This is a genomic window from Streptomyces sp. NPDC091416 (genome assembly GCF_044756845.1).
In the GTDB taxonomy this organism is placed as follows: Bacteria; Actinomycetota; Actinomycetes; order Streptomycetales; family Streptomycetaceae; genus Streptomyces.
In genome coordinates this window covers 128,423-150,505 of the sequence record NZ_JBIVTU010000006.1, presented here as the reverse complement: position 1 = coordinate 150,505, position 22,083 = coordinate 128,423, and the positions used below count along the sequence as shown (strand labels likewise).

The 22,083-nt window shown below is 70.1% G+C and carries 20 protein-coding genes; 12 read left to right on the top strand and 8 right to left on the bottom strand.

Going from position 1 to position 22,083, the window contains the following annotated elements; translation table 11 throughout:
- Nucleotides 1-608: 608 nt before the first annotated feature.
- Entirely contained in the window at nucleotides 609-2,267 is a 1,659-nt protein-coding gene (locus tag ACIQMX_RS19495; protein ID WP_363068483.1) for a protein kinase domain-containing protein, read from the bottom strand.
- 318 nt (nucleotides 2,268-2,585) lie between these two features.
- On the opposite strand from ACIQMX_RS19495, the gene ACIQMX_RS19490 reads away from it, so the two are divergent.
- Nucleotides 2,586-4,229 carry a protein kinase gene (locus ACIQMX_RS19490; protein ID WP_402479657.1) on the top strand — a complete coding sequence of 548 codons (1,644 nt, stop codon included), beginning with the start codon at nucleotides 2,586-2,588 and terminating at the stop codon, nucleotides 4,227-4,229.
- Nucleotides 4,230-4,232: 3 nt separating this feature from the next.
- Here ACIQMX_RS19490 and ACIQMX_RS19485 read toward each other — a convergent pair whose 3' ends face one another.
- The 3 genes from ACIQMX_RS19485 to ACIQMX_RS19475 all read right to left on the bottom strand — a co-directional run bounded on the left by ACIQMX_RS19485 (nucleotide 4,233) and on the right by ACIQMX_RS19475 (nucleotide 6,513).
- Nucleotides 4,233-5,222 (bottom strand): phosphotransferase, encoded by a 990-nt coding sequence (locus ACIQMX_RS19485; protein WP_363068794.1) that lies wholly within the window; start codon nucleotides 5,220-5,222, stop codon nucleotides 4,233-4,235.
- Between the two features lie 58 nt (nucleotides 5,223-5,280).
- The gene (locus ACIQMX_RS19480) at nucleotides 5,281-5,715 is read right to left on the bottom strand and encodes a pyridoxamine 5'-phosphate oxidase family protein (RefSeq protein WP_363068487.1); all 435 of its coding nucleotides are present in this window, start codon (nucleotides 5,713-5,715) and stop codon (nucleotides 5,281-5,283) included.
- A gap of 138 nt (nucleotides 5,716-5,853) precedes the next feature.
- Entirely contained in the window at nucleotides 5,854-6,513 is a 660-nt protein-coding gene (locus tag ACIQMX_RS19475; protein ID WP_363068489.1) for a response regulator transcription factor, read from the bottom strand.
- A 339-nt stretch (nucleotides 6,514-6,852) separates the two neighbouring features.
- Between ACIQMX_RS19475 and pdhA the strand changes: the two genes are divergently transcribed.
- The 4 genes from pdhA to ACIQMX_RS19455 all read left to right on the top strand — a co-directional run bounded on the left by pdhA (nucleotide 6,853) and on the right by ACIQMX_RS19455 (nucleotide 11,101).
- Nucleotides 6,853-8,016, top strand: a complete 1,164-nt coding sequence (gene pdhA, locus ACIQMX_RS19470; RefSeq protein WP_363068491.1) for a pyruvate dehydrogenase (acetyl-transferring) E1 component subunit alpha — start codon at nucleotides 6,853-6,855, stop codon at nucleotides 8,014-8,016.
- Between the two features lie 2 nt (nucleotides 8,017-8,018).
- Nucleotides 8,019-8,999 (top strand): alpha-ketoacid dehydrogenase subunit beta, encoded by a 981-nt coding sequence (locus ACIQMX_RS19465; protein WP_363068493.1) that lies wholly within the window; start codon nucleotides 8,019-8,021, stop codon nucleotides 8,997-8,999.
- Nucleotides 9,000-9,010: 11 nt separating this feature from the next.
- Nucleotides 9,011-10,423: a dihydrolipoamide acetyltransferase family protein gene (locus ACIQMX_RS19460; RefSeq protein WP_363068495.1), complete on the top strand. Its 1,413-nt coding sequence runs from the start codon at nucleotides 9,011-9,013 to the stop codon at nucleotides 10,421-10,423.
- A 126-nt stretch (nucleotides 10,424-10,549) separates the two neighbouring features.
- Entirely contained in the window at nucleotides 10,550-11,101 is a 552-nt protein-coding gene (locus ACIQMX_RS19455) for a hypothetical protein (protein WP_363068497.1), read from the top strand.
- A 21-nt stretch (nucleotides 11,102-11,122) separates the two neighbouring features.
- On the opposite strand, the gene ACIQMX_RS19450 is transcribed toward ACIQMX_RS19455, so the two are convergent.
- The gene (locus ACIQMX_RS19450; protein WP_402479649.1) at nucleotides 11,123-12,016 is read right to left on the bottom strand and encodes an aldo/keto reductase; all 894 of its coding nucleotides are present in this window, start codon (nucleotides 12,014-12,016) and stop codon (nucleotides 11,123-11,125) included.
- A gap of 326 nt (nucleotides 12,017-12,342) precedes the next feature.
- Nucleotides 12,343-12,810 carry an ATP-binding protein gene (locus ACIQMX_RS19445; protein ID WP_363068501.1) on the bottom strand — a complete coding sequence of 156 codons (468 nt, stop codon included), beginning with the start codon at nucleotides 12,808-12,810 and terminating at the stop codon, nucleotides 12,343-12,345.
- Between the two features lie 221 nt (nucleotides 12,811-13,031).
- On the opposite strand from ACIQMX_RS19445, the gene ACIQMX_RS19440 reads away from it, so the two are divergent.
- The 3 genes from ACIQMX_RS19440 to ACIQMX_RS19430 are packed head-to-tail and all read left to right on the top strand — an operon-like array spanning nucleotide 13,032 to nucleotide 14,316.
- Nucleotides 13,032-13,913 carry a helix-turn-helix transcriptional regulator gene (locus tag ACIQMX_RS19440; protein WP_363068503.1) on the top strand — a complete coding sequence of 294 codons (882 nt, stop codon included), beginning with the start codon at nucleotides 13,032-13,034 and terminating at the stop codon, nucleotides 13,911-13,913.
- A 5-nt stretch (nucleotides 13,914-13,918) separates the two neighbouring features.
- Nucleotides 13,919-14,140 (top strand): DUF397 domain-containing protein, encoded by a 222-nt coding sequence (locus tag ACIQMX_RS19435; protein WP_363068506.1) that lies wholly within the window; start codon nucleotides 13,919-13,921, stop codon nucleotides 14,138-14,140.
- Nucleotides 14,137-14,316, top strand: coding sequence for a DUF397 domain-containing protein (locus ACIQMX_RS19430; RefSeq protein WP_363068508.1), 180 nt, complete (start codon nucleotides 14,137-14,139; stop codon nucleotides 14,314-14,316). Before ACIQMX_RS19435 ends, ACIQMX_RS19430 begins: the two co-directional genes overlap by 4 nt.
- 87 nt (nucleotides 14,317-14,403) lie before the next feature.
- Here ACIQMX_RS19430 and ACIQMX_RS19425 read toward each other — a convergent pair whose 3' ends face one another.
- Entirely contained in the window at nucleotides 14,404-15,555 is a 1,152-nt protein-coding gene (locus tag ACIQMX_RS19425) for a tyrosinase family protein (protein WP_363068510.1), read from the bottom strand.
- A gap of 291 nt (nucleotides 15,556-15,846) precedes the next feature.
- Between ACIQMX_RS19425 and ACIQMX_RS19420 the strand changes: the two genes are divergently transcribed.
- The 4 genes from ACIQMX_RS19420 to ACIQMX_RS19405 all read left to right on the top strand — a co-directional run bounded on the left by ACIQMX_RS19420 (nucleotide 15,847) and on the right by ACIQMX_RS19405 (nucleotide 20,963).
- Nucleotides 15,847-17,202 carry a S41 family peptidase gene (locus ACIQMX_RS19420; protein WP_402479644.1) on the top strand — a complete coding sequence of 452 codons (1,356 nt, stop codon included), beginning with the start codon at nucleotides 15,847-15,849 and terminating at the stop codon, nucleotides 17,200-17,202.
- A 298-nt stretch (nucleotides 17,203-17,500) separates the two neighbouring features.
- Nucleotides 17,501-18,193, top strand: coding sequence for a DUF4232 domain-containing protein (locus ACIQMX_RS19415; RefSeq protein ID WP_363068514.1), 693 nt, complete (start codon nucleotides 17,501-17,503; stop codon nucleotides 18,191-18,193).
- A gap of 185 nt (nucleotides 18,194-18,378) precedes the next feature.
- Complete coding sequence (locus ACIQMX_RS19410; protein ID WP_402479641.1) at nucleotides 18,379-19,566, top strand: serine hydrolase domain-containing protein; 1,188 nt, start codon at nucleotides 18,379-18,381, stop codon at nucleotides 19,564-19,566.
- 185 nt (nucleotides 19,567-19,751) lie between these two features.
- Nucleotides 19,752-20,963 (top strand): PQQ-binding-like beta-propeller repeat protein, encoded by a 1,212-nt coding sequence (locus ACIQMX_RS19405; protein ID WP_402479639.1) that lies wholly within the window; start codon nucleotides 19,752-19,754, stop codon nucleotides 20,961-20,963.
- A gap of 90 nt (nucleotides 20,964-21,053) precedes the next feature.
- Here the strand turns inward: ACIQMX_RS19405 and ACIQMX_RS19400 are convergent, their stop codons facing one another.
- Nucleotides 21,054-21,968 (bottom strand): D-alanyl-D-alanine carboxypeptidase, encoded by a 915-nt coding sequence (locus ACIQMX_RS19400; RefSeq protein ID WP_363068520.1) that lies wholly within the window; start codon nucleotides 21,966-21,968, stop codon nucleotides 21,054-21,056.
- Nucleotides 21,969-22,083: the final 115 nt, after the last annotated feature.

Below are 22,083 nucleotides of genomic sequence, written 5' to 3'. Positions count from 1 at the left end.
GCGAAACGGCCGACGGACGGGCCGGCGGGCGGCCCGACGGGGCGGGCGACAGCCGGGACGACGGAGCGGATGGCGACCCGGATGCGTGCGGCCCCCAGGGCGCCACGGTCACGACCGTTCGCGCCGCCCCCTGCGCCGACGGCCGCCGGTCGGCCGCCCGTGCCTCCCCGGCCGTCATGGCCCCCAGTGCCGCTGCTGCCGTCAGTGCCAGGCAGGCCGCGCACCTTGAGGGCCGTGAGGCAAGGTGTCCTGAAGCCATGAGGTCAGCGTCACATGTGACGGTATGTCCGGCATCTCCGGTAACGCGGACGGATGGAGCAAGGGCGCCGGACGCGGCAGGGTGCATCGCAAGGGCGCCGGCCGGAAGCGGCAGAGAAGACCGCAAGCGAGACGGACGGAAGCGGCAGGGTGCGTCGCAAGGGCGCCCGACGGAAGCGGCAGAGGAAAGGCGAGGCCGCCGGAATCAGCAGAGAACACCGCGAGCGCCCCCCCCGCCGGAGACGGCAGAGAACACCGCAACGCGCCGGAGCGAGACGGCAGAGAACACCGCAACGCGCCGGAGCGAGACGGCGAAGTGCAACCGCGAGGGCGTTACGGGCAGCGCGCCCCTACGCCGGGTCGCCCGTCGCGATGCGCAGCTCGAAGTGGGCGCCCGTCTCCGAGACAGCGGCCCCGGGGGTGGGGAACTGGTCGATGATCTGGTCCTCCGCGTACGCGTTACCCGGCACCTTGATCTGCTTGATCGTCCAGCCGGCCGCGTCCGCGCACGCACGCGCCGAGAGGATGTCCTTGTAGAGGAAGCTCGGGGCGTCGACCTTGTTCGGGTCGTCGATGTTCTCGCGGGCGTCCGTGCAGTCCTCGGTGTCCATCGTCCGGTTCCGCTCCGGATCCTTGTGCTCACCGGCCGGGGACTCGCTCGACGTGGCCTCGGTGCCGCCCTTGCCCGAGTCGTCGTCCTTCAGCGCGAGCGCCGTGATCAGACCGCCGATCGCGATCAGGGCGACCACGATCGAGCCCACGATGACCGGCATGTTCCGCTTGGAGCCGCCGCCCGAGGACGACGTGGTGTGCGTCTGCGGAGAGATCGAGTAGGGCGGCGGGGTCTGCTGCTGCATCGGCGACATCGCCGCCGGCGTCTGGTACGCCGGAGCCGACTGCGGATAGCCGTAGCTCGGTGCCGGGGCGGGCGCCGGGGTCGGTGTGCCGTAGGGCCCCGGCTGCTGCTGCGACTGGTACGGGCCCGGCTGGTACGGCGTCTGCACGTTCTGCGGCGCGGGGGTGGACTGGTCGACCGGCGGGAAGACCGCCGAACCGACCCCCGAGCCGCTGTTCGCCGGTGCGCCCGCACCGCTGACGATCACGGGGGCGCCGGTCCGGCCGCCCGCGCTCAGCACGCGCGCGATCTCGTCCTGCATCGCGGCGGCGCTGGGGAAGCGCTCGTTCGGGTTCTTCTTCAGGGCGCGGGCGACGAGGGCGTCCATGGCCGGGGTGATCGACCGGTTGATCGTGGACGGGGCGACGGGCTCCTCCTGCACATGCGCGTACGCGATGGCGAGCGGGGAGTCCGCGTCGAACGGGATGCGGCCGGTCAGCAGCTGGAACAGCATGATGCCGACCGAGTACAGGTCGGAGCGGGCGTCCACGCCGCGGCCCAGGGCCTGTTCGGGAGAGAGGTACTGCGGGGTGCCGACGACCATGCCGGTCTGCGTCATCGACGTGACGCCCGACTGCATGGCGCGGGCGATACCGAAGTCCATGACCTTCACGACACCACGCTTGGTCACCATCACGTTGCCGGGCTTGATGTCGCGGTGCACCAGCCCCATTTCGTGGCTGGTGTCCAGAGCGGCCAGCACGTCGGCCGTCACCTTGAGTGCCTTGTCGGCGGGCATCGCACCGTAGTTGCGGATGTCGTCCTGGAGGACGGAGCCGAGCGGCTGCCCCTCGACGTACTCCATGACGATGTACGGCATCAGCGCACCGCCGAGTTCGTCCTCGCCGGTGTCGAAGACGGAGACGATGTTGGTGTGCTGCAACTTGGCGACGGCCTGCGCCTCGCGCCGGAACCGCTCGCGGAAGGACTGCTCGCGGCCGAGCTCCGTGTGGAGCGTCTTGATCGCTACCTGCCGGTCGAGTGCGGAGTCGTACGCCAGATATACGGAGGCCATTCCGCCTTCGCCCAGCAGGTCACGCAGCTGGTAACGGCCGCCGGCGACCGAACCGCCCGCGTAGCGACCCTGGGCACCGTGTGCGCCGTCCTGGCTCATGACTTGCTTCCCCCTAGGGCGCGCGACCGCGCGAAGATCCGTATTACTGGCCAAGTCTGCCCGAGGGGTACGACACGTCAAGCCAGGTGCCCGTTCCGTGACCCTACGCACAAGAAGCGTCTCGGAAGCGTTACAGGAACCGCATCGAATTTGCGCAGGAAGCGCGCCAGCCGGTTTGATGGCCCGTCCCTCTCGAAAACGGTGTGTCCGACAGAGGCTGTAGCGTGACGTGGCAACGCGGCCGACAACGCGGTCGGCAACGCAGCAAGGCACCGTGAGAACCCGCGGACGCGCGGACAGAAACGACGGCGAGGACTGATGGCACCCGAACCCGAAGCAAACGGCGGCGGAGTTCCGGATGGCACCGACTCCTGGGGCGTCGGTGGTGTCGTCGGCGACGGACGCTACCGGCTGACCGGCCGCCTCGGCCGGGGCGGTATGGCCGAGGTCTTCGCGGCCGAGGACGTCCGGCTGGGACGTACCGTCGCGGTGAAACTGCTGCGCTCCGATCTTGCCGAGGACCCGGTCTCCAAGGCCCGGTTCACGCGCGAGGCGCAGTCGGTCGCCGGGCTCAACCACCATGCGGTCGTTGCGGTCTACGACTCCGGCGAGGACACCGTCGCCGGACAGACCGTCCCGTACATCGTCATGGAGCTGGTCGAGGGCCGCACCATCCGTGACCTGCTCCTCAACGCCGAAGCACCGCCTCCCGAGCAGGCGTTGATCATTGTCTCCGGGGTGCTGGAGGCGCTCGCCTACTCGCACCAGCACGGGATCGTGCACCGGGACATCAAGCCCGCCAACGTGATCATCACGCACTCCGGCGCGGTCAAGGTGATGGACTTCGGCATCGCCCGTGCGCTGCACGGCGCGCAGTCGACGATGACCCAGACCGGCATGGTCATGGGAACGCCGCAGTACCTCTCCCCCGAGCAGGCGCTGGGCAAGGCCGTCGACCACCGCTCCGACCTGTACGCCACCGGCTGTCTGCTGTACGAACTTCTCGCGCTGCGGCCCCCGTTCACCGGCGAGACGCCGCTCTCGGTGGTGTACCAGCACGTTCAGGACATTCCGGTTCCGCCGTCGGAGGTCTCGAACGGGGTGGTGCCGCCGGAGCTCGACGGGCTCGTCATGCGTTCGCTCGCGAAGGACCCGGACGACCGGTTCCAGAGCGCCGAGGAGATGCGCGGGCTGGTCCAGTACAGCCTGCAGATGCTCCAGGTGCAGGGCGGTCACACCGGTACGTGGAACACCGGCCCGGTCGTGCTGAACGACGGCCCCGGCACGCCGCCGCGCGGTATGACCGGCTCCACCCGCGCGATGGGCTACCAGCAGCACGGGGACACCTCGCAGGGCCCGATCCTGCCGCCGATGAACCCGGACGACGGCGGATACGACGGCGGCAGCACCCGGCAGGGCGGCGGCGGCCGCGGCAAGCTGTGGCTGTTCGTCGTGCTCGCCCTGATCGCGATCGGTGTGGGCGTCGCCTTCGCGGTCAACGCGGCGAAGGACAAGGGCGAGAAGCCCAAGGCACCGGTCACCTCGACGTCCAGTTCGCCTTCTCCGGAGAAGACGTCGGCCAAGCCGACCGAGGAGGAGACGACGCAGGACACCGAGCAGCCGGGCAGCTCCACGGGTGACCAGCAGCAGCAGCCCACGTACACCCCCTCGTACACCCCGTCCTACACCCCGAGCGAGACGGCCGATCCGACGCCCACGAACACGGCGCCGACCGAGACGTCCACCTCGGGCACGAGCGAGGGCAACACGGACGAGGGCACGGACGCCGGGACGGACGCGGGCGCGGACGCGGGTGCGGACGCCGGCACCAGCACGGGTGCGGACGGTGGCACCAGCGCGGGGGCGGACGCGGGCACCACCACCGGCACGGACGCCGGAGGCGCCGCCGCCGGAACCAGTGCCGGAGCCGCCGCGGGCAACACCGGGACGACCGCCGGGTAGCGCTCACTCCGTGAACGCGTCGCGCACCGCCTCGTACTCACGGGTCCACCACACCGCCAGGGCCGACACCGCAGGGAACTGCGGATCGGCCCTGCGGTCGTTCAGGCAGTAGCGCCAGTGCAGTATCCAGAAGTCGTTGAGCCGCTCCCACCACACCCGGTGCACGGCGGCGGCCAGCTCGTCCGACCCCGCGCCGGCCGCCCGCCGGTAGGCGCGCGCGTACGCCCGCACCTTGCCCAGCTCCAGCTTCCCGGCGGGCTGTACGAAGAAGATCGCCGCGGCCCGTACCGCCTCCTCCGCCCGCGGCTGCACCCCGAGCCGGTCCCAGTCGAGGATCGCGACCGGGTCGGCGCCCCGGTAGAGCACGTTCAGCGGGTGGAAGTCGCCGTGCACCCAGCCGGTCGCCGGCCCGTCCGGGGTGGGCGGCCGGCGGTCCGCGTGCTGCTCCAGCAGGGTGCGCCGCTCCAGGAGCCGGTGTTCGGCCAGCTCGTCGAAGGAGTCCCGGGGCCGCCGGCCGCGCGCCGCGGCCAGCAGCTCGTCGATCACCGCGAAGGTGTCGGCGGCATCGGCACTCGCATGGCCGGACCGGGCCCCGGTCCCCGCGCCCTCGCCCATCACCTGCTCAAGACCGGTGTGTACGGCTCCGAGCAGCGCCCCCAGACGCAGCGACTGGGCGAGGGTGAGCTGGGCGCCTGCCCGGTGCAGTCCGTCGACCCAGGGGTGCAGGGCGTAGCAGCGGCCGCCGATCTCGGTGACGGTGTCCCCGTCGCTGTCCACGACGGGCGGTGCGACGGGTACTCCGAGCGACTGGAGCCGCTGGGTGGCCCGGTGCTGGCGGACGATCGTGGCGCGGTCGCCGGTGGAGTCGTCCAGATGGTGCTTGAGGAAGTACGAGCCGCGCGTCGTGGAGACCCGGTAGCCGTGGTTGAGCAGGCCCTGGTCAAGGGGCTCGCAGGTGATCGGATCACCGGCTTCCGGATAGCGGCGCAGCACCTCGCCGACCGGAGGAACAGGCGGGAAGGTTACAGATGAGCGCGACACTCGACAGATGTTAGATCACGCTGCGTTGACGGATCTGCGGAGTTGCGTCGAAGTCCAGAGTGTGCACAGTGACGAAGTGCGGGTCGACCCGGAGATAGGCCGGAGCGAAGGGCTCCCCGTTGACCTCGGCGGGTACGGGGCCCAGGAGCTCGCGCTGGGCGCGGGTCGGTTCGATGATCTGCGCGGGCCCGGTGAACTGCACGGACCACAGGTCGCTGCTGCCTTCCGAGGTGGCGGCGTTGTAGTTGTCCGCGCCGTAGGCCACGACCGTGCCGTCGCAGGCGTCGTGGTAGCCCGGGCCGCCGTGCACGCGCAGGACGACCCGGCCGTCGGTGACGATGTGCCGGGCCACCGTCAGGATCGGGAGGGCTCGCATACTCGTCGCCAGCCGGCCGTAGGGGACGCGGCCGAGCAGCTGGATGGCGTGGAGTTCCTCGGAGGACATGTCCTCCACTGTCCGCCACCTGTGTGGACGGGATAAGAGGCCGGGGCCCCGGGTGGGCCGGGACCAAAGTCCTGAAACGGGGCCCGGGGCGTATCGCCCGGCGCTCGGGCCCGGAGCCGTGCCGGGTACGCGGCGGCTTCAGCGCCTCTCGGCCTGGAGCCGCGCCACGTACGCGGCGGCCTGCGAGCGGCGTTCCATGCCCAGCTTGGACAGCAGGCTGGAGACGTAGTTCTTGATCGTCTTCTCGGCGAGGTGGAGCCGCTCGCCGATCACCCGGTTCGTCAGGCCCTCCCCGATGAGATCCAGGATCTTGCGTTCCTGGTCGGTGAGAGCGGCGAGCTTGTCGTCGCCGCGGCCCTTCTTGCCGTCGCGCAGCCGCTCCAGCACCCGCGCCGTGGCCACCGGGTCGAGCAGCGACTTCCCGGCCGCCACGTCCCGTACCGCGGTCAGCAGCTCGTTGCCGCGGATCGCCTTGAGCACATATCCGGCGGCGCCCGCCATGATCGCGTCGAAGAGCGCCTCGTCGTCGGCGTACGAGGTCAGCATGAGGCAGTTGATGGACTCGTCCTGGGAACGGATCTCGCGGCAGACCTCCACGCCGCTGCCGTCCGGCAGCCGTACGTCCAGGACCGCCACATCGGGGCGCGTCGCGGGGATCCGCACCAGCGCGTCCGCCGCCGTACCGGCCTCTCCGACCACTTCGATGTCGTCCTCGGACGAGAGCAGCTCATGGACTCCGCGGCGGACGACTTCGTGGTCATCCAGCAGAAAAACGGTGATTTTTCCTTCTTTGCGCACAAACGCAGTCTCACACACTCCCCTCTTCCCTGCCGCTGTCCGGCGGGATAACGTGCCGTTGTTCCGGCGACCTGCAAGGCTGTTACCAGTGCTGTGACCAGCGAGAGTTCCCGAATTCCTCGATTTACTTGGATATCCAAGCAAAATCGCAGGTCAGGAAGGGTTTCGCAGTTATGCGACCCACTGGGTAACGTGCATTGGACAGGGCGCTCGCCGGGGCACCTGTCACGCCTGTTCCCGGACCGAGCGGCACCCACCCCGTGCACGGGTACGGACACAGGCGAGCCGCACTGGTCACCCGGCAGACCCCGGGGGCCGGACCGACGGAGGAGCACGCACGTGACCGTGGAGAGCACTGCTGCCGCGCGTAAACCGCGACGCAGCAGCAAGCGGACCAGCGCCGCGAAGACGCCCGCGAAGACACCACAGAGTTCCGGACCCGAACTCGTACAGCTGCTGACGCCCGAGGGCGAGCGCGTCGAGCACCCGGACTACTCGATCGACCTGACCGCGGACGAGCTGCGCGGCCTGTACCGGGACATGGTCCTGACCCGCCGCTTCGACGCCGAGGCCACCGCGCTGCAGCGTCAGGGCGAGCTGGGCCTGTGGGCCTCGCTGCTGGGCCAGGAGGCGGCGCAGATCGGCTCGGGCCGGGCCCTGCACGACGACGACTACGTCTTCCCGACCTACCGCGAGCACGGCGTCGCCTGGTGCCGTGGCGTCGACCCGACGAACCTGCTCGGGATGTTCCGTGGTGTGAACCACGGCGGCTGGGACCCGAACACCAACAACTTCCACCTGTACACGATCGTCATCGGCTCGCAGACCCTGCACGCCACCGGCTACGCCATGGGCGTGGCCAAGGACGGCGCGGACTCGGCCGTGATCGCGTACTTCGGCGACGGCGCCTCCAGCCAGGGTGATGTCGCCGAGGCGTTCACCTTCTCCGCCGTCTACAACGCGCCCGTCGTGTTCTTCTGCCAGAACAACCAGTGGGCGATCTCCGAGCCCACCGAGAAGCAGACCCGGGTGCCGCTCTACCAGCGCGCCCAGGGCTTCGGCTTCCCCGGCGTCCGGGTCGACGGCAACGACGTGCTGGCCTGCCTCGCCGTCACCCGCTCCGCCCTGGAGCGCGCCCGCCGCGGCGAGGGCCCCACCCTCGTCGAGGCGTTCACCTACCGCATGGGCGCGCACACCACCTCCGACGACCCGACGAAGTACCGGGCCGACGAGGAGCGCGCCTCCTGGGAGGCCAAGGACCCGATCCTGCGCCTGCGTACCTACCTGGAGAACGAGGGAGCCGCCGACGAGGCGTTCTTCACCGCGCTCGACGAGGAGAGCGAGACCCTCGGCAAGCGGGTCCGCGAAGCCGTGCGGTCCATGCCGCAACCGGACCGGATGGCGATCTTCGAGCACGCCTACGCCGACGGGAGCGCCCTCGTCGACGAGGAGCGCGCCCAGTTCGCCGCGTACCAGGCATCGTTCGCCGAGGAGGGCAAGTAGCCATGGCCATGGAAAAGATGTCCATCGCGAAGGCGCTCAACGAGTCGCTGCGCAAGGCCCTCGACACCGACCCCAAGACCCTGATCATGGGTGAGGACGTCGGTAAGCTGGGCGGGGTCTTCCGGATCACGGACGGTCTCCAGAAGGACTTCGGCGAGGACCGGGTGATCGACACCCCGCTCGCCGAGTCCGGCATCGTCGGTACGGCGATCGGCCTGGCCCTGCGCGGCTACCGGCCGATCGTGGAGATCCAGTTCGACGGCTTCGTCTTCCCCGCGTACGACCAGATCGTCACGCAGCTCGCGAAGATGCACGCCCGCTCGCTCGGCACGATCAAGCTGCCGGTCGTCGTGCGGATTCCGTACGGCGGCGGCATCGGCGCCGTGGAGCACCACAGTGAGTCGCCCGAGGCCCTGTTCGCGCACGTCGCGGGCCTGAAGGTCGTCTCGCCCTCCAACGCGTCCGACGCGTACTGGATGATGCAGCAGGCCGTCCAGAGCGACGACCCGGTCATCTTCTTCGAGCCGAAGCGCCGTTACTGGGACAAGGGCGAGGTCGACACCGAGTCCATCCCGGGCGGGCTGCACCGGGCCTCCGTCGCCCGCACCGGCACGGACCTCACGCTCGTCGCGTACGGCCCGATGGTGAAGGTCTGCCTGGAGGCCGCCGCGGCCGCCCAGGAGGAGGGCAAGTCGGTCGAGGTCGTGGACCTGCGCTCGATGTCCCCGATCGACTTCGACGCCATCCAGGCCTCGGTCGAGAAGACCCGCCGGCTGGTCGTGGTCCACGAGGCGCCGGTGTTCTACGGCTCCGGCGCGGAGATCGCCGCTCGCATCACGGAGCGGTGCTTCTACCACCTGGAGGCACCCGTGCTGAGGGTCGGCGGCTACCACGTCCCGTACCCGCCCGCGCGGCTGGAGGACGAGTACCTGCCGGGTCTCGACCGTGTGCTCGACGCCGTCGACCGCTCGCTGGCGTACTGAGGACGGGGAACGTGACAACGATGACCGACACTTCCAACGCTGCTCGCTTCCGTGAGTTCAAGATGCCCGACGTGGGCGAGGGACTGACCGAGGCCGAGATCCTCAAGTGGTTCGTCCAGCCCGGCGACACCGTCACCGACGGCCAGGTCGTCTGCGAGGTCGAGACGGCGAAGGCCGCCGTGGAGCTGCCGATCCCGTTCGACGGTGTGGTGCACGAGCTGCGCTTCCCCGAGGGCACGACCGTCGACGTCGGCCAGGTGATCATCGCCGTGGACGTGGCACCGGGCTCCGGTGACGACGCCCCCGTGGCGGCCGAGCCGGCGCCGGAGCCCGTCGTGGAGCCCGCGGAGTCCGCGGAGCCTGCGGAGCCGAAGGGCCGTACGCCGGTCCTGGTGGGCTACGGCGTGGCCGAGTCCTCCACCAAGCGGCGCGCCCGCAAGGGCACGGAGGCGGCCCCCGCGGCCGCATCCGCCGCGATCCAGGGCGAGATGAACGGCCACGGCCCGACGGCGGTCGCCGAGGCCCGGCCGCTCGCCAAGCCGCCGGTCCGCAAGCTGGCCAAGGACCTGGGCATCGACCTGGCCACGGTCACACCGACCGGCGACGGTGGCATCATCACCCGCGAGGACGTGCACGCGGCGGCGACGCCCGCGCCCGCTCCCGCGCCGGTGCCGACCGAGGCCCCGGCCCCGGTCGCGGCCCCCGTGCCGGTGGCCCCGGGTGCGCGTGAGACCCGTATCCCCGTCAAGGGCGTACGGAAGGCGATCGCCCAGGCGATGGTCGGCAGCGCGTTCACGGCGCCGCACGTCACGGAGTTCGTGACCGTCGACGTGACGCGCACGATGAAGCTCGTGGCGGAGCTCAAGGAGGACAAGGACATGGCCGGGGTGCGGGTCAACCCGCTCCTGATCATCGCCAAGGCCCTCCTCGTCGCGATCAGGCGGAACCCCGAGGTCAATGCCGCCTGGGACGAGGCGAACCAGGAGATCGTGCAGAAGCACTACGTCAACCTGGGCATCGCCGCGGCGACCCCGCGCGGACTGATCGTGCCGAACATCAAGGACGCGCACGACCAGACGCTGCCGCAACTGGCCGCGTCCCTGGGCGAACTGGTCTCCACGGCCCGCGAGGGCAAGACGTCCCCCGCCGCGATGGCCGGTGGCACGGTGACCATCACCAACGTCGGCGTCTTCGGCGTCGACACGGGTACGCCCATCCTGAACCCGGGCGAGTCCGCGATCCTCGCGGTCGGGGCGATCAAGCTCCAGCCCTGGGTCCACAAGGGCAAGGTGAAGCCCCGTCAGGTCACCACGCTGGCGCTGTCGTTCGACCACCGCCTGGTCGACGGCGAGCTCGGCTCCAAGGTCCTCGCGGACGTCGCCGCGATCCTGGAGCAGCCGAAGCGGTTGATCACCTGGGCGTAGTCGCCCCGGCGGTACGTGTATGAGGTGGGCCCGTGCGCATTCTGCACGGGCCCACTCCCGTACCCCGGCGGGCCGCTACGCTACGGAAGTGCCGCGCTACCCGGCGCAGTCGTCCGAGGAGGGCCCGTGTCTTCGAGTTGTGACCCCCAGTACGCTGCCGCCGGTGACGTGGGTGCGGCGCTCATGATGATCGACTCCCGCCTCAAGAGCATCTACGACGGCGAGGGCGACGACGCCGACACCGGCGCCGCCCGCGAACAGCAGGAGCTGGTCGAGCAGTTCGTCGCCTCTCTGGGCCCCGGTGGCGCCGAGGACGTACTCGAAGGCACCTGCACGATCGTCTACATGTTCATGACCTGGTTGCGCCAGGCGCACGAAGCGCACGACAAGGACGTCATCGAGTACGTGGTGCCGACGCTCGTGGCCTCCTTGCGCCTGATGCCGAAGAGCATCCGGCCCGAGGCCATCCCGACCATGGCCGGCCTGGTCGTCGCCGCGGGCACCGGCCTCAGTCCCAACCTGTGGCGCATGCAGTACGGCGAGTGGACCGAGGCGGAGATGAACTCGCTGGAGGCGACGGCGTTCCTCCTCGCGGAGCAGATCAACCGCATCGCGGACGACCGCGACTTCGCCACCCGCATGATCGCCGAGGCGCTGTCCCGCGCGGACGGGGCGTAGGGGACGGTTGGCGACGGCTCGTCACAGTGCGGTGAGGCGCGCCATCTCCTCCTCGGAGAGCCGCAGCGCGCCGGCCGCCACGTTCTGTGCCAGGTGGTCCGGGTCGCTCGTCCCGGGGATCGCGAGGACGTGCGGCCCCTGATGGAGGGTCCACGCCAGCCGGACCTGCGGGATCGAGACCCCGTGCGCGCGGGCGACGGCGCCCACCGCCTCGTCGTCCTCTCCCGTGACCCCTGCCTCCCGTCCGGAGCCGGCGATGGCGAAGAACGGGACGAAGGCGACCCCGAGTTCGCCGCAGCGCCGGAGGACGGCCCGCTCCTCGCGCGACGCGCCGATCCCGTAGGGGTTCTGGACGCAGACGACCGGGGCGATGTCCAGGGCCTCGGTCAGCTGGGCGGACGTGACGTTGGAGACGCCGAGGTGACGGATCAGCCCGGCCTCCCGCAGCTCGGCCAGTGCGCCGAAGTGCTCGCCGATGGAGCCGGTCCGACCGCTCGGCGGTACGCGGAGGTTGACCACGTCGAGATGGTCGCGGCCGAGCTGCCGGAGGTTCTCCTCGACCTGGCCGCGCAACTGTGCCGGATCGGCCCACCACCAGGCGCCCGAGGGGTCGCGGCCCGGCCAGACCTTGGTCGTGATGACCAGATCCTCCGGGTAGGGCGCCAGCGCGCGGTTGATCAGCTCGTTGGCGGACCGGGTGGCCGAGAAGTAGAACGCGGCGGTGTCGATGTGGTTGACCCCGAGCTCGACGGCCCGCCGGAGCACGCTGATCGCCCGTTCGCGGTCACGGGGTACGCCGTTGCCGAAGGGTTCGGTACCCGTCAGGCGCATCGTGCCGAAGCCGACGCGGCAGACCGTCAGGTCACCGAGTCGCCAGGTTCCGCTCTCTTCGGCCGGGTTCGCTCGTGCATGCATGACTGCGGTCTCCTCTTGCGGTGGGTGGTGGAAGCCGTCACCGGGCACGCGCGCCGCCGAGCCGGGCCGGCCGGGTGCGTGGGGCCTGTGGGCCGGGGCCTGGGGGCCTGTGGGGCGTGTCCGGGTACGAAAAAAGCCTCCCCGGCGGAAGGAGATCCGCGCCGAGAAGGCCCACGTAACAGTCGGCATTCTAGCAGTCCGAGTCGGGCTGAGGGCGGCGTCGAGAGCGCTGGGGGGCGCCTTCTGCGCCCGCTTCGCGCCCGCTTCGCGCCCACTTCGCGTCGACTTCGCGTCCGCTTCCCCGGCAGCGGTGAGGGGGCGGGTCGTCACCGGACGGGTGCGGGAGCTGCTGCCGTGTCCCTCCTCGGCCGCACGGCGAGTTCGGCGAAGACCGTCTTGCCGACGGTGCGCGGCTCGACGCCCCAGCGGTCGGCGACCCGGGCGACGATGAGCAGCCCGCGCCCGTAACACTCGTCGGTCCCGGCCTCGCGCAGCCCGGGCAGTCGTTCCCCGCGCGGGTCGCTGACCTCGATGCGGAGGGTGGTGGCGGTGAGGCCGAGGCGGACCCGGAAGAGGCGGCCCCGCAAGCTGCCGTGCAGTAAGGCGTTGGTCGCCAACTCGCTGACCAGGAGCGCGGCTTCACCCGCGTGGTGGGGATGGCCCCACTCGGTGACCAGTCGGGCGGCGCGGCGGCGGGCGAGGGTGACGCTGCGGGCGGTGGGCGTGTAGTCGAGTCGGTCCTCGTGGAGTGGGGGATCGGGCTCGGGGGCGGGGGCTTCTTGGGCTGCGGTCATGGTCGTGCGCCTCCGTTGTAGGGGCGGTGGCGATGTCGCGCCTGCCTGGGCAGGGCGGTGCACTTCCGCCGGCTGTTACCGCTAAGTGATCGGCATGCAGCTGAAAGTAGCGGAACCTGGCGACGGGCAGCAAGTGATTCGGGCAGAGAATTCTCTGCCCTAGTTGGTGTTCGATGGATCAGAGCTCCAGACTGAGGCGATTGACTGGGAGGGAGTTGGCTGTGGCAGGTAACAGCCCTGATCGCGGGCGGACGGTTTCAACTGTGCTCGGACGCCGCCTCGGCGGTGAACTGCTTCGGCTACGGGAGGCGCGCTCCCTGCGTCAGTCGCACGCTGCGGAGGCATTGACGGCGTCGGTCGCGAAGGTGGCGAAGATCGAGCGTGGTCTCGTGCCCATACGGGACCCTGACGTCAGGGCCCTCTGCCACCTGTATGGCGAGACGGACGAAGCCGTGGTCGGGCGGCTGTTGGCGCTTGCCAAGGCCGACCGTGAACGCCGTAAGGCGAGCGGCTGGTGGAACCAGTATCCGGGACTTCAATCGATGGTCGAGTACGTGGCGTTGGAGGACATCGCCACAGGCCTCCGCACCTGGCAACTCGCCATCGTGCCCGGCCTGCTCCAGACGCCCGACTACGCTCGGGCGCTCGCCGTTGGAAACGGCTCCTGGGAGGACCCCGACGAGATCGAGCCCTTTGTCGAGGCTCGGATGGCCCGGCAGGCACGTCTGACGGGTGACCGTCCGCTGGAGCTGTGGGCTCTTGTGCAGGAGAGTGCACTTCGCCAACTGGTGGGAGGGCGTGAGGTCATGAGGGGACAGCTCGGTCACCTGCTGGACATGGCCCGCCGTCCGAACGTGAAGCTCCAGGTGATGCCCTACCTGGTGGGTGCGCACCCCGGTATGACCAGTGCCTTCACCATCGTGTCGTTCGCCGAGCCAGGCGCACTCGACGTGGTCCACATGGATACCACCTCGACCACTCTCTGGTTGGAGAGCGATACTGATGCGGAGCGTCACGACAGGATCTTCGATCGCATGACGCGTCTTGCGCTCGCTCAGCGCAACTCGGTCGCACTGATCGACGGAATCCTCAAGGAGATGTAGACCGCGTGCCCGCGTATACATTCGTCAAGTCCAGCTACAGCGGAGGGAACGCGGGGCAGGAATGCGTCGAAGTGGCCCGCAACATCCCCGGCACCGTGGCCGTTCGCGATTCCAAGCAGCCCAACGGCGCCGTCCTGGTGATCAACTCTGCCGCGTGGGACGCTTTTCGGGGTGGGATGAGGCAGCATCCGGCTATGTGTATCCAGCGCCAAGGGATAATCGAATGACCAGTTTCCGCTTCAAGAAGTCCAGCTACAGCGCGACGTCCAGCGAATGCGTCGAAGTGGCCCGCAACATCCCCCACACCGTCGCCGTCCGCGACTCCAAGGCCCCCCGCGGCCCCGTCCTCCTCCTCGCCCCCGCCGCGTGGGACGCCTTCCGGGCAGGGTTGGGCCGGGCCTGAGCGCTGTCCGGCGGACCGTGCCGGCCAGGGCTCAGGACCAAGATGGTGGTCGGCGGCGACGCGAGATCCGGCGTCGCCCGGAATTGGTCATGCCGGGTTCGGAGCCCCCCAGGGCACGAGCCTCTGGGCCATGTTGTAGATCTCTACCTGGCCCGTCATCGACAGGTACATCCGGTTGCCGGGCATGTGCGGGGTGTTGCTGGACCAGACGGCGCCGGTGGCGTTGTAGACGATCAGGCTGCCGTCCTTGTCCATGATGACCTTCCCCAGGCTCGTCGGATTCTGCGGGACCTGCCACAGAAGCCTGTTCCCGTTGACGTTGTCGTACAGCGTCAGACGGCCGCCGAGCTCCTCGTAGACCAGCGCGTAGGCACCGTTCGGCGAGTAGATCCTGTCGCGCGGGCGGAGGACGTCTCCGGGCAGCATGCCGTTGCCCTGGGCCGTCGGCTCCTCGGTGTCGTAGACGTAGCCCAGCGCATTGTGGTCCAGCACGGAGCTGATCCGCACCGACAGCTGCTCCCACGGATGCATGACGTCGGGCTGGTTCTGGCCGGGCGGGCCGCCGGAGACGGGGGCGTAGGCGTTGGGGTGCTGCTTCTGCCACCGGGTCCAGATGTGGTCGACGTTGGCGTGGTGCAGGAAGAACACCGGGTCGTTGGGCGCGCTGAGCACGTCGCCCATGTTCCCGCTGACCCAGCCGTGCACCAGGTTGTGGATGCCCGGACCGATTCCGCCTTCGAGGAAGTTTCGGAAACTGGGATGGTCGGTGCTGTCCCACGGCGCTTGGTCGTACGGCACCTGCGCCAGGCACTCGTCGACGTCGTCTTTCGTGGGGAGCTTGACGGTGTTGTTGAACCCGCCCAGCTGCCGCCGCAGGTACGGCCTCTCGGTGTCACGGCAGACCCACCCGTTCCCGTTGGCGTACGTGAACGGCCCGTTCAGGACCTGGTTGTCGCCCATCCTGCCGGTGCCGCCCATGAAGTACTCGCTCCACAGGGTGGATCCCTCGATGCCCTGGTCGACGGTCCAGTCCCAGTACGGCAGGGTGACGCCCGAGTCGAGGGCGCGCAGTTGCAGTTCGAACTGCCGGATGAACTGCCGGTGCCACGGCAGGAAGCTGGGACCTCCGTGGCCCCAGGGGCCGAGCCGGGAGTGTTCGTCGATGTACCAGTCGTAGTAGCCCAGTCGTTTGCTCGACAGGACCGCCTGGGAGTACCGGGCCTTTTCTTGTGGCCACATCCATGCCTGGTTCCTGCGCACGCGCGGGCCATCGTTCGCGGATTGATTCACGGGCGAACACCCCTCTCGTAAGGGCTGGTCGGTGAACTCTCCTTGAGGTCAACGTTGAGTCACGCCATGCCGCTCGCAACGTGGGTTAGGCCGTTCGGGTGCGAGAACGAAGACCGGCCGCATACGGGAAGGGCGGTGGATATCCCCCTTCTGATCCACCGGCCCGCCGGATGTTCCCCTGCCGCGCGGTCGGCGATCGTCGATTCGCCGACGCAGAGCGCGTACGGGGAAAGGAAGACTGTGCGACAAGGGATCTTCAAAGCGGCAACGGCACTCGTGACCCTGGCCCTTGCCGGTGGGGCGGTGGCCGTTCCCGCCGCCGCGGCGCCACGGCATTCCGTCGACGGTGTCTGGCGGGTGAACGGCTACGGCACCGTCCTGTCGATCGCGCACGGGCGGCTCCAGGAGTACCAGACCACCGCGGTGGGCTGCATCGAGGGCGAGTCCGCGAAGCAGACGGCCCCGGGCGTGTACGAGTCCGGCGACGGGACGCTCCTCACCGTCCGGGCGTCCGGGACGCTGAGGCTGTCCGGGTCCGCCGGGTACCGGGAACTGCGCCGGCTCGGCCGGCTCCCGGCGGCATGTGCGCAGCCCGTATCCGATGACGACCCGGTGACCGCGTTCGACGTCTTCTGGCAGTCCTTCGAGGAGAACTACCCCTTCTTCGCCGCCAAGGGCATCGACTGGCATGCCGTACGGGACACGTTCCGGCCGAAGGTGCACGTCGGCACGACCAGGGACGAACTCTTCACGCTCTTCAGCGAGATGGTGACGCCGCTGTACGACGCACACGTCACCGTCTTCGACGGTGAGCGGCGCTTCTCCCGGGTCCGTCCGGGTACAGCCGTGATCGGCGGCGCTCTGGACACCGAGGTCAAGGACTACATCGTGCGGAGCGACCTCGGCGGCGAGCCCCTGCGGGAGTTCGCGAACGGGCGGATCAGCTATGCGGATCTGCCCGGTGGGCAGGGCTATCTGCGTATCTCCGGGTTCGCCGGCTACAGCAGCGAGGAAGGACACGCGTACGCCGCGGAACTGGCCGAGCTCGACAAGGCTCTGGACGCAGTGTTCACCGCGGAGCGCACGGCCGCGCTCACCGGACTCGTCATCGACCTGCGGATCAACGGTGGCGGCTCGGACGCCCTCGGCCTGCACCTTGCCGGGCGCCTGACCGACTCCTCGTACACCGCCTACCGCAAGCGCACCCGGTACACCCGGCCGCAGCCCGTCCCCGTGAAGCCCGCACACGGCGTCCCCCGCTACGGCGGTCCGGTCGCCGTGCTGACGGCCGCGACGACGTTCAGCGCGGGCGAGACGTTCACCCAGGCCCTCATCGACCGGCCCGGCCGGACCGTCCGGATCGGGGAGAACACGCAGGGCGTCTTCTCCGACGTCCTGGACCGCACCCTGCCCGGCGGCATGGCGGTCTGGCTTCCGAACGAGGAGTTCCTCACCCGCCGGGGAGGGAGCTTCGACGGCGCGGGCATCCCGCCCCACGTGCGTACACCGGTCTTCACCGAGGAGGAGTTCGCGACGGACCACGACTCGGCCTTCGACGCGGCGGTCGCCGTGCTCCGGGAGCAGAAGCCGGCGTGAGACGCCACGTGCCGGTCCGGTGTTTCGGGTTACGGGTCAGTCCCAGCGGGTGGCCGCGTCGAACGTGTGCGGAACTGTGGCGGGAGCCGGCCGCAGGGCAGGCCCGGGGGCGGGTTCCGGAGCGGCGCGGCTGGTGCGAAGGGGTGTGTCGGCGGCCTGTACGTGTAACAGGCATGTCTTAGGCGGTGGTTCGGCGGAACGGTGCGACGGGGCCGCCGGTCTTGTTGATCAGTAACGCCGCCCGTACCCGACCCGTACGGAGCGGCCGGTCCCGTTCACCGATGCTGAGGAAGAATTGATGCGCGCTCACAGGATCACTTTCGCCGCCCTGGTCGTCGCCGCCGGTCTCTCGCTCACCGCCTGCCAGAACGACGACGGCGGTACGGGGGCGAGCGGCCCGTCGTCCGCCTCCTCGGCCTCCGCCGCGTCCTCCTCGGGAGGCGGCTCGGGCTCGGGCGGCTCGGATCAGGACGACGGGAAGGCATCCGGCGGGACGGGCACGGGCGGCGCCTCCGGTTCCGGGTCGGGCTCCGGTTCCGGGTCGGGTTCCGGCTCCGGCGACAGCGCCGCGACCCCCAAGTGCACGACCGACGGGCTGGACATCACCGCGAAGGACGGCTTCATCGACGGTGACCCCGACGGCAGCGTCGTGGTGGCGCTGACGAACGGCAGCGGCGCCGACTGTGTGATCTCCGGGTTCGCGGGCGTCGACCTGAAGACCAACGCGGGGGACATCTCGGCCACGCGCAAGGGCGACCCCGGCGACCCGTACATCCTCAAGAACGGCAAGGAGATCGCCTTCTCCATCGGCTACCCGCTCAATGAGACGGGTGGCTCCGGCGTCCGCATCACGGGGCTGGTGGTGACCCCGCCGAACGAGACCAAGTCGGTCACCCTCGACTGGCCGGGCCAGGCCTCGCTGCCCGTCACCGACGGCTCCGGCGCCCCGGTGGTGGTGGGCCCGATCGGCAGCGCCGGGCAGGGCGGCTGACCGTTGGGCGTGTGGGGACCCGGCTCCCCGGGTCAGCCCCCGGTGCCGCCCTGGGGGCAGCGCCTCCACGGACCGGGGGACAGCCGGATGGGCTGATCGCCGCTCCGTTGGTGGGATGGGCACGTCCCTCGAAGGATCCCGGTGCTGAAGCGCGCCGCGGGCCGAGGGCGGAAATGGGGTTCCTCATGCAGGTCTTACGAAGGCGTCGGCGACGACTGCTCACCCTGACCGGTCTCGCCGCGCTCCTCCTCGCCGCATCGGGCGGCCTGCCGGCCGTCGCGGACGCGCAGCACACCGATCCGCTCCAGCGGCAGGTGGACGCGATCCATGACACCGGAGTGGTCGGGGTGTCCGCCGAGGTGACGGCACCGGGCACCCGCACCGGGGCGGTCGCCCGCGCCGGGGTGGCCGAGAAGGGCAGCAGGAGGCCGATGCCTCCGGGCGGCAGGTTCCGGATCGGCAGCGCGACCAAGACGTTCACCGCCGCGGTCGTGCTGCAACTCGTCGGCGAGGGCCGCATGTCCCTGGAGGACACCGTCGAGCGGTGGCTGCCGGGAGTGGTCGCGGGCAGCGGCCTCGACGGCAGCCGGATCACCGTCCGGCAGCTGTTGCAGCACACCAGCGGGGTCCCCGAAGTCCTGCCGGAGATCGCCGCGTTGAACAGCGCCGACGGGTATCGGGCCGAGCGGTTCCGTACGTACACCCCGCCGGAGTTGGCCGGGCTGGCGATGCAGCGCTCGGAGGAGGTGACGAGCGACGCGGCTTGGTCGTACTCCAACACCAACTACATTCTCGCCGCGATGATCATCCGCGAGGTGACCGGCCGGAGCTGGGACCGTGAAGTGGAGGACCGGATCATCCGGCCGCTGGGCCTGAGCGGCACCAGTACGCCCGGCACCTCACCGTTCGTCCCCGGCCCGCACGCCCACGCCTACACCACGTTCGGGGCAGGTACAGGTACGGGTACGGACGCGGGCGTCGATGTGACCAGGCTCAACACGAGCATGGCCATCGGATCAGGCGCGGTGATCAGCACCACGCACGACCTGAGCCGGTTCTACGCCGCACTGCTCGACGGCCGGCTCCTGGAACCGGCGGAGCTGGCCGAGATGACGTCCACCGTGTCCGCGCCCGGGATGGGCGTCCGGTACGGACTCGGGCTGGGCGAGATCCCGTTGAGCTGCGGCGGCAGCTACTTCGGCCACCCCGGCGAACTGCTCGGCTACCGCACCTGGGCCGGCATCACCCGGGACGGGTCCAGGACGGCCGTCGTGTACGCCACGAGCGAGGGAGGCCCGGAGACGCAGCAGGCGATGCGGACCCTCGTGGACCAGGAACTGTGCGGCGCGGGCCGCGGGGCAGGGGCCGGCTGAGGCCGGCCGGCCCCTGCCCCGACTGGCGGGCCCGCCTTCACCGCCAGGACCCACCCGGCCCCCTGAACCCTCTCCCGTCGACCGGGTAACAGAGTATGGGCGTGGAGAGCACGCGTTCGGAACGAGGGGGAGCCATGGGCTTGAGGGCGAGGCCGCGGCGCTGGGCTGCCGCCGCAGCGGGAGTCATGCTGGCGGTCACGGCGTTGGCCGCCTGTGGAGGCGGTGGTTCGTCGGATGCGAACCCGTCCGGCACGCGGGCGGAACCGTCCCGCGCGGCGGCCGGGAAGCCGGCCCGGCCCGCGTTCGACCCGCCCGTGCGCTTCGACGGGCCCACCGTCGAACTCACGGATGCCCAGCAGCCGAGCACGACGAGCGGGGAGGCGTTGCGTCCCGCGCTGGCACTGGCCGACGGCGTCGCGTACCTCACGACCGAGGACGGCCTGGAGGCGGTCGACACCGGGACCGGCGATGCGCGCTGGAACGTGGAGACCAGGAACCCGGCGGACCGGGGCGGGTTCGGGAGCAAGCGTGTCGCTCCCTGGGTGTCGGCCGACGGCAGGACGGCGTACGCCGCCTTCGGCAGGGAGGTGGAGGGTGAAGGGACGATGCCGGACCGGTCCGTGATCGAGGTCCTGGCCGTCGATACGGCCACGGGCCACAAGACGTGGTCGGCACAGATCCCGTCCGCGCCGAGTTCCACCGGTCTCGCCGCCGTTCCCATCGGGGCCGACGAGAACCTCGCGCCGCAGGTCGTGGGCGTGGACGCCGGCACGGCGGTCGTCACCGAGGCCGACACCACGTATGCCGTCGAGACGGCCACGGGCGCGGTCCGGTGGAAGAAGGCCGATTTCCGTGCGCTGACCTTCGCGGACGGTGTCGTCGCCGGAGGCGAATCGACGGGATACGCCGAAGGCAGGCTGCTGGGCGTCGACGCGGACACGGGCAGGCAGCGGTGGTCCGAGCCGGACGTGCGGCAGCCTGCCGTGGCAGGCGCGCGGTGGCTGAGCGGCAACCTCGATGACAGGACCGTCGTCGTGGACGCGGTCGGCGGCCGCACGCGGGCGTCGTTCGAAGGCCGCGACTGGCGGTGCCTCGACGACGAGCAGTCGCTGATGGCGTGTTCCAGGTCCGGGTACAAGGCGTCGGACACGGGGCTCGTGGTCTTCGACGCCAAGTCGGCCCAGCAGAAGTGGGTGCTGCCCGACCACTCCGGACGGGTGGTGCCGAGGGTCACCGGGTTCTGGCACGGCGCGCTGTACGGCGAGGTGGGCGGGGAGCCGGTCGTCCTGGACGGGAACACGGGCAAGGACCGGCAGACGTCCGCGGGCGCCGCGCCGTACGAGATCGACCGCTACGGCGGTGTGGAGGGGACGTCGTTCCACCGCGCCGCGGGCTGACGGGACGAGGGGCCTCGCAGCGTGTGCGAGGCCCCTCTGCGCACGTAGGGCCCCGTGTCCGTACGCCGGGGCCCTACGTCACCACCTTCGTCACGCCCGGCTGAGATACCGCGCGAGCCCGTAGTCCATGAGCTTCTTCGCGTCCGCCGTGCGGGTCGCCTCCGAGGTGGAGGTCAGGACCGCGCCGATGACGGTCTTGCCATGGCGGGTCGCGGCGAAGACCAGGCAGTACTTGGCCGTCGGGCCGGAGCCGGTCTTCACGCCGATCGCTCCGCTGTAGGTGCCCAGCAGCTTGTTGGTGTTGGTCCACGACATGTAGCGGGATCCGCCGGTCTTCGTGGCGACCTTCTGCTTCGTCGACTTCGTCTTCACGACCGTGCGGAACGTGGAGTACTTCATCGCGCTGCTCGCGAGCTTCGTCAGGTCGCGCGGGGTCGAGTAGTTGGACCCGTTGTCTATGCCGTCGAACGAGTCGAAGTGCGTGTTCGTCATGCCGAGGGTCTTGGCCGTGGAGTTCATCTTGCCGATGAACGACTTCACCCGTGCCGCGCGCGTGGAGCCGGCGCCGAACTTGTCGGCGAGCGCGTACGCGGCGTCGCAGCCGGACGGCAGCATCAGACCGTAGAGCAGCTGGCGGACCGTGACCTTGTCGCCCACGATGAGACGGGCCGAGGACGCTCCCTTGGCGACGATGTAGTCGCTGTACGCCTTCTGGACCGTGACCTTGGAGTCCAGGTTGAGGCCCTTCTCGGCCAGCACCACCCGGGCGGTCATGATCTTCGTCGTGGAGCCGGTGGAACGACGGGTGTCCGCGGCCTTGGTGAACAAGGTCTTCCCCGTGCCGTTGTTCATCACGAAGCCGCCCTTGGCGACGATCGTCGGAACCGGCGGCCCGGCGGCCTGTGCCGTCGAGGCGAACGCGCCGCCCGCGATGACGGCACCTGTGGTGACTGCCACCGTGGCGGCTACGGAAACGCGCCTGACGCGTTGAATGCCGAATTTCAAGTTGACGCTCCAAAGGCCCCTGGAATGCGGCTACATGGGGGTGCCGCGCGCTGATGAGACCGATGGGACGGGCAAATGGTTGTGGCGTGCGAGAGGGTGATTTTGTAGGACATCC

Coding starts and splice junctions, on each gene's coding strand:
- ACIQMX_RS19495 (WP_363068483.1), bottom strand. CDS start 2,267: ATGAGCCAGGACGGCGCACACGGTGCCCAGGGTCGCTACGCGGGCGGT.
- ACIQMX_RS19490 (WP_402479657.1), top strand. CDS start 2,586: ATGGCACCCGAACCCGAAGCAAACGGCGGCGGAGTTCCGGATGGCACC.
- ACIQMX_RS19480 (WP_363068487.1), bottom strand. CDS start 5,715: ATGTCCTCCGAGGAACTCCACGCCATCCAGCTGCTCGGCCGCGTCCCC.
- ACIQMX_RS19465 (WP_363068493.1), top strand. CDS start 8,019: ATGGCCATGGAAAAGATGTCCATCGCGAAGGCGCTCAACGAGTCGCTG.
- ACIQMX_RS19450 (WP_402479649.1), bottom strand. CDS start 12,016: ATGCATGCACGAGCGAACCCGGCCGAAGAGAGCGGAACCTGGCGACTC.
- ACIQMX_RS19445 (WP_363068501.1), bottom strand. CDS start 12,810: ATGACCGCAGCCCAAGAAGCCCCCGCCCCCGAGCCCGATCCCCCACTC.
- ACIQMX_RS19430 (WP_363068508.1), top strand. CDS start 14,137: ATGACCAGTTTCCGCTTCAAGAAGTCCAGCTACAGCGCGACGTCCAGC.
- ACIQMX_RS19425 (WP_363068510.1), bottom strand. CDS start 15,555: ATGTGGCCACAAGAAAAGGCCCGGTACTCCCAGGCGGTCCTGTCGAGC.
- ACIQMX_RS19415 (WP_363068514.1), top strand. CDS start 17,501: ATGCGCGCTCACAGGATCACTTTCGCCGCCCTGGTCGTCGCCGCCGGT.
- ACIQMX_RS19410 (WP_402479641.1), top strand. CDS start 18,379: ATGCAGGTCTTACGAAGGCGTCGGCGACGACTGCTCACCCTGACCGGT.
- ACIQMX_RS19405 (WP_402479639.1), top strand. CDS start 19,752: ATGCTGGCGGTCACGGCGTTGGCCGCCTGTGGAGGCGGTGGTTCGTCG.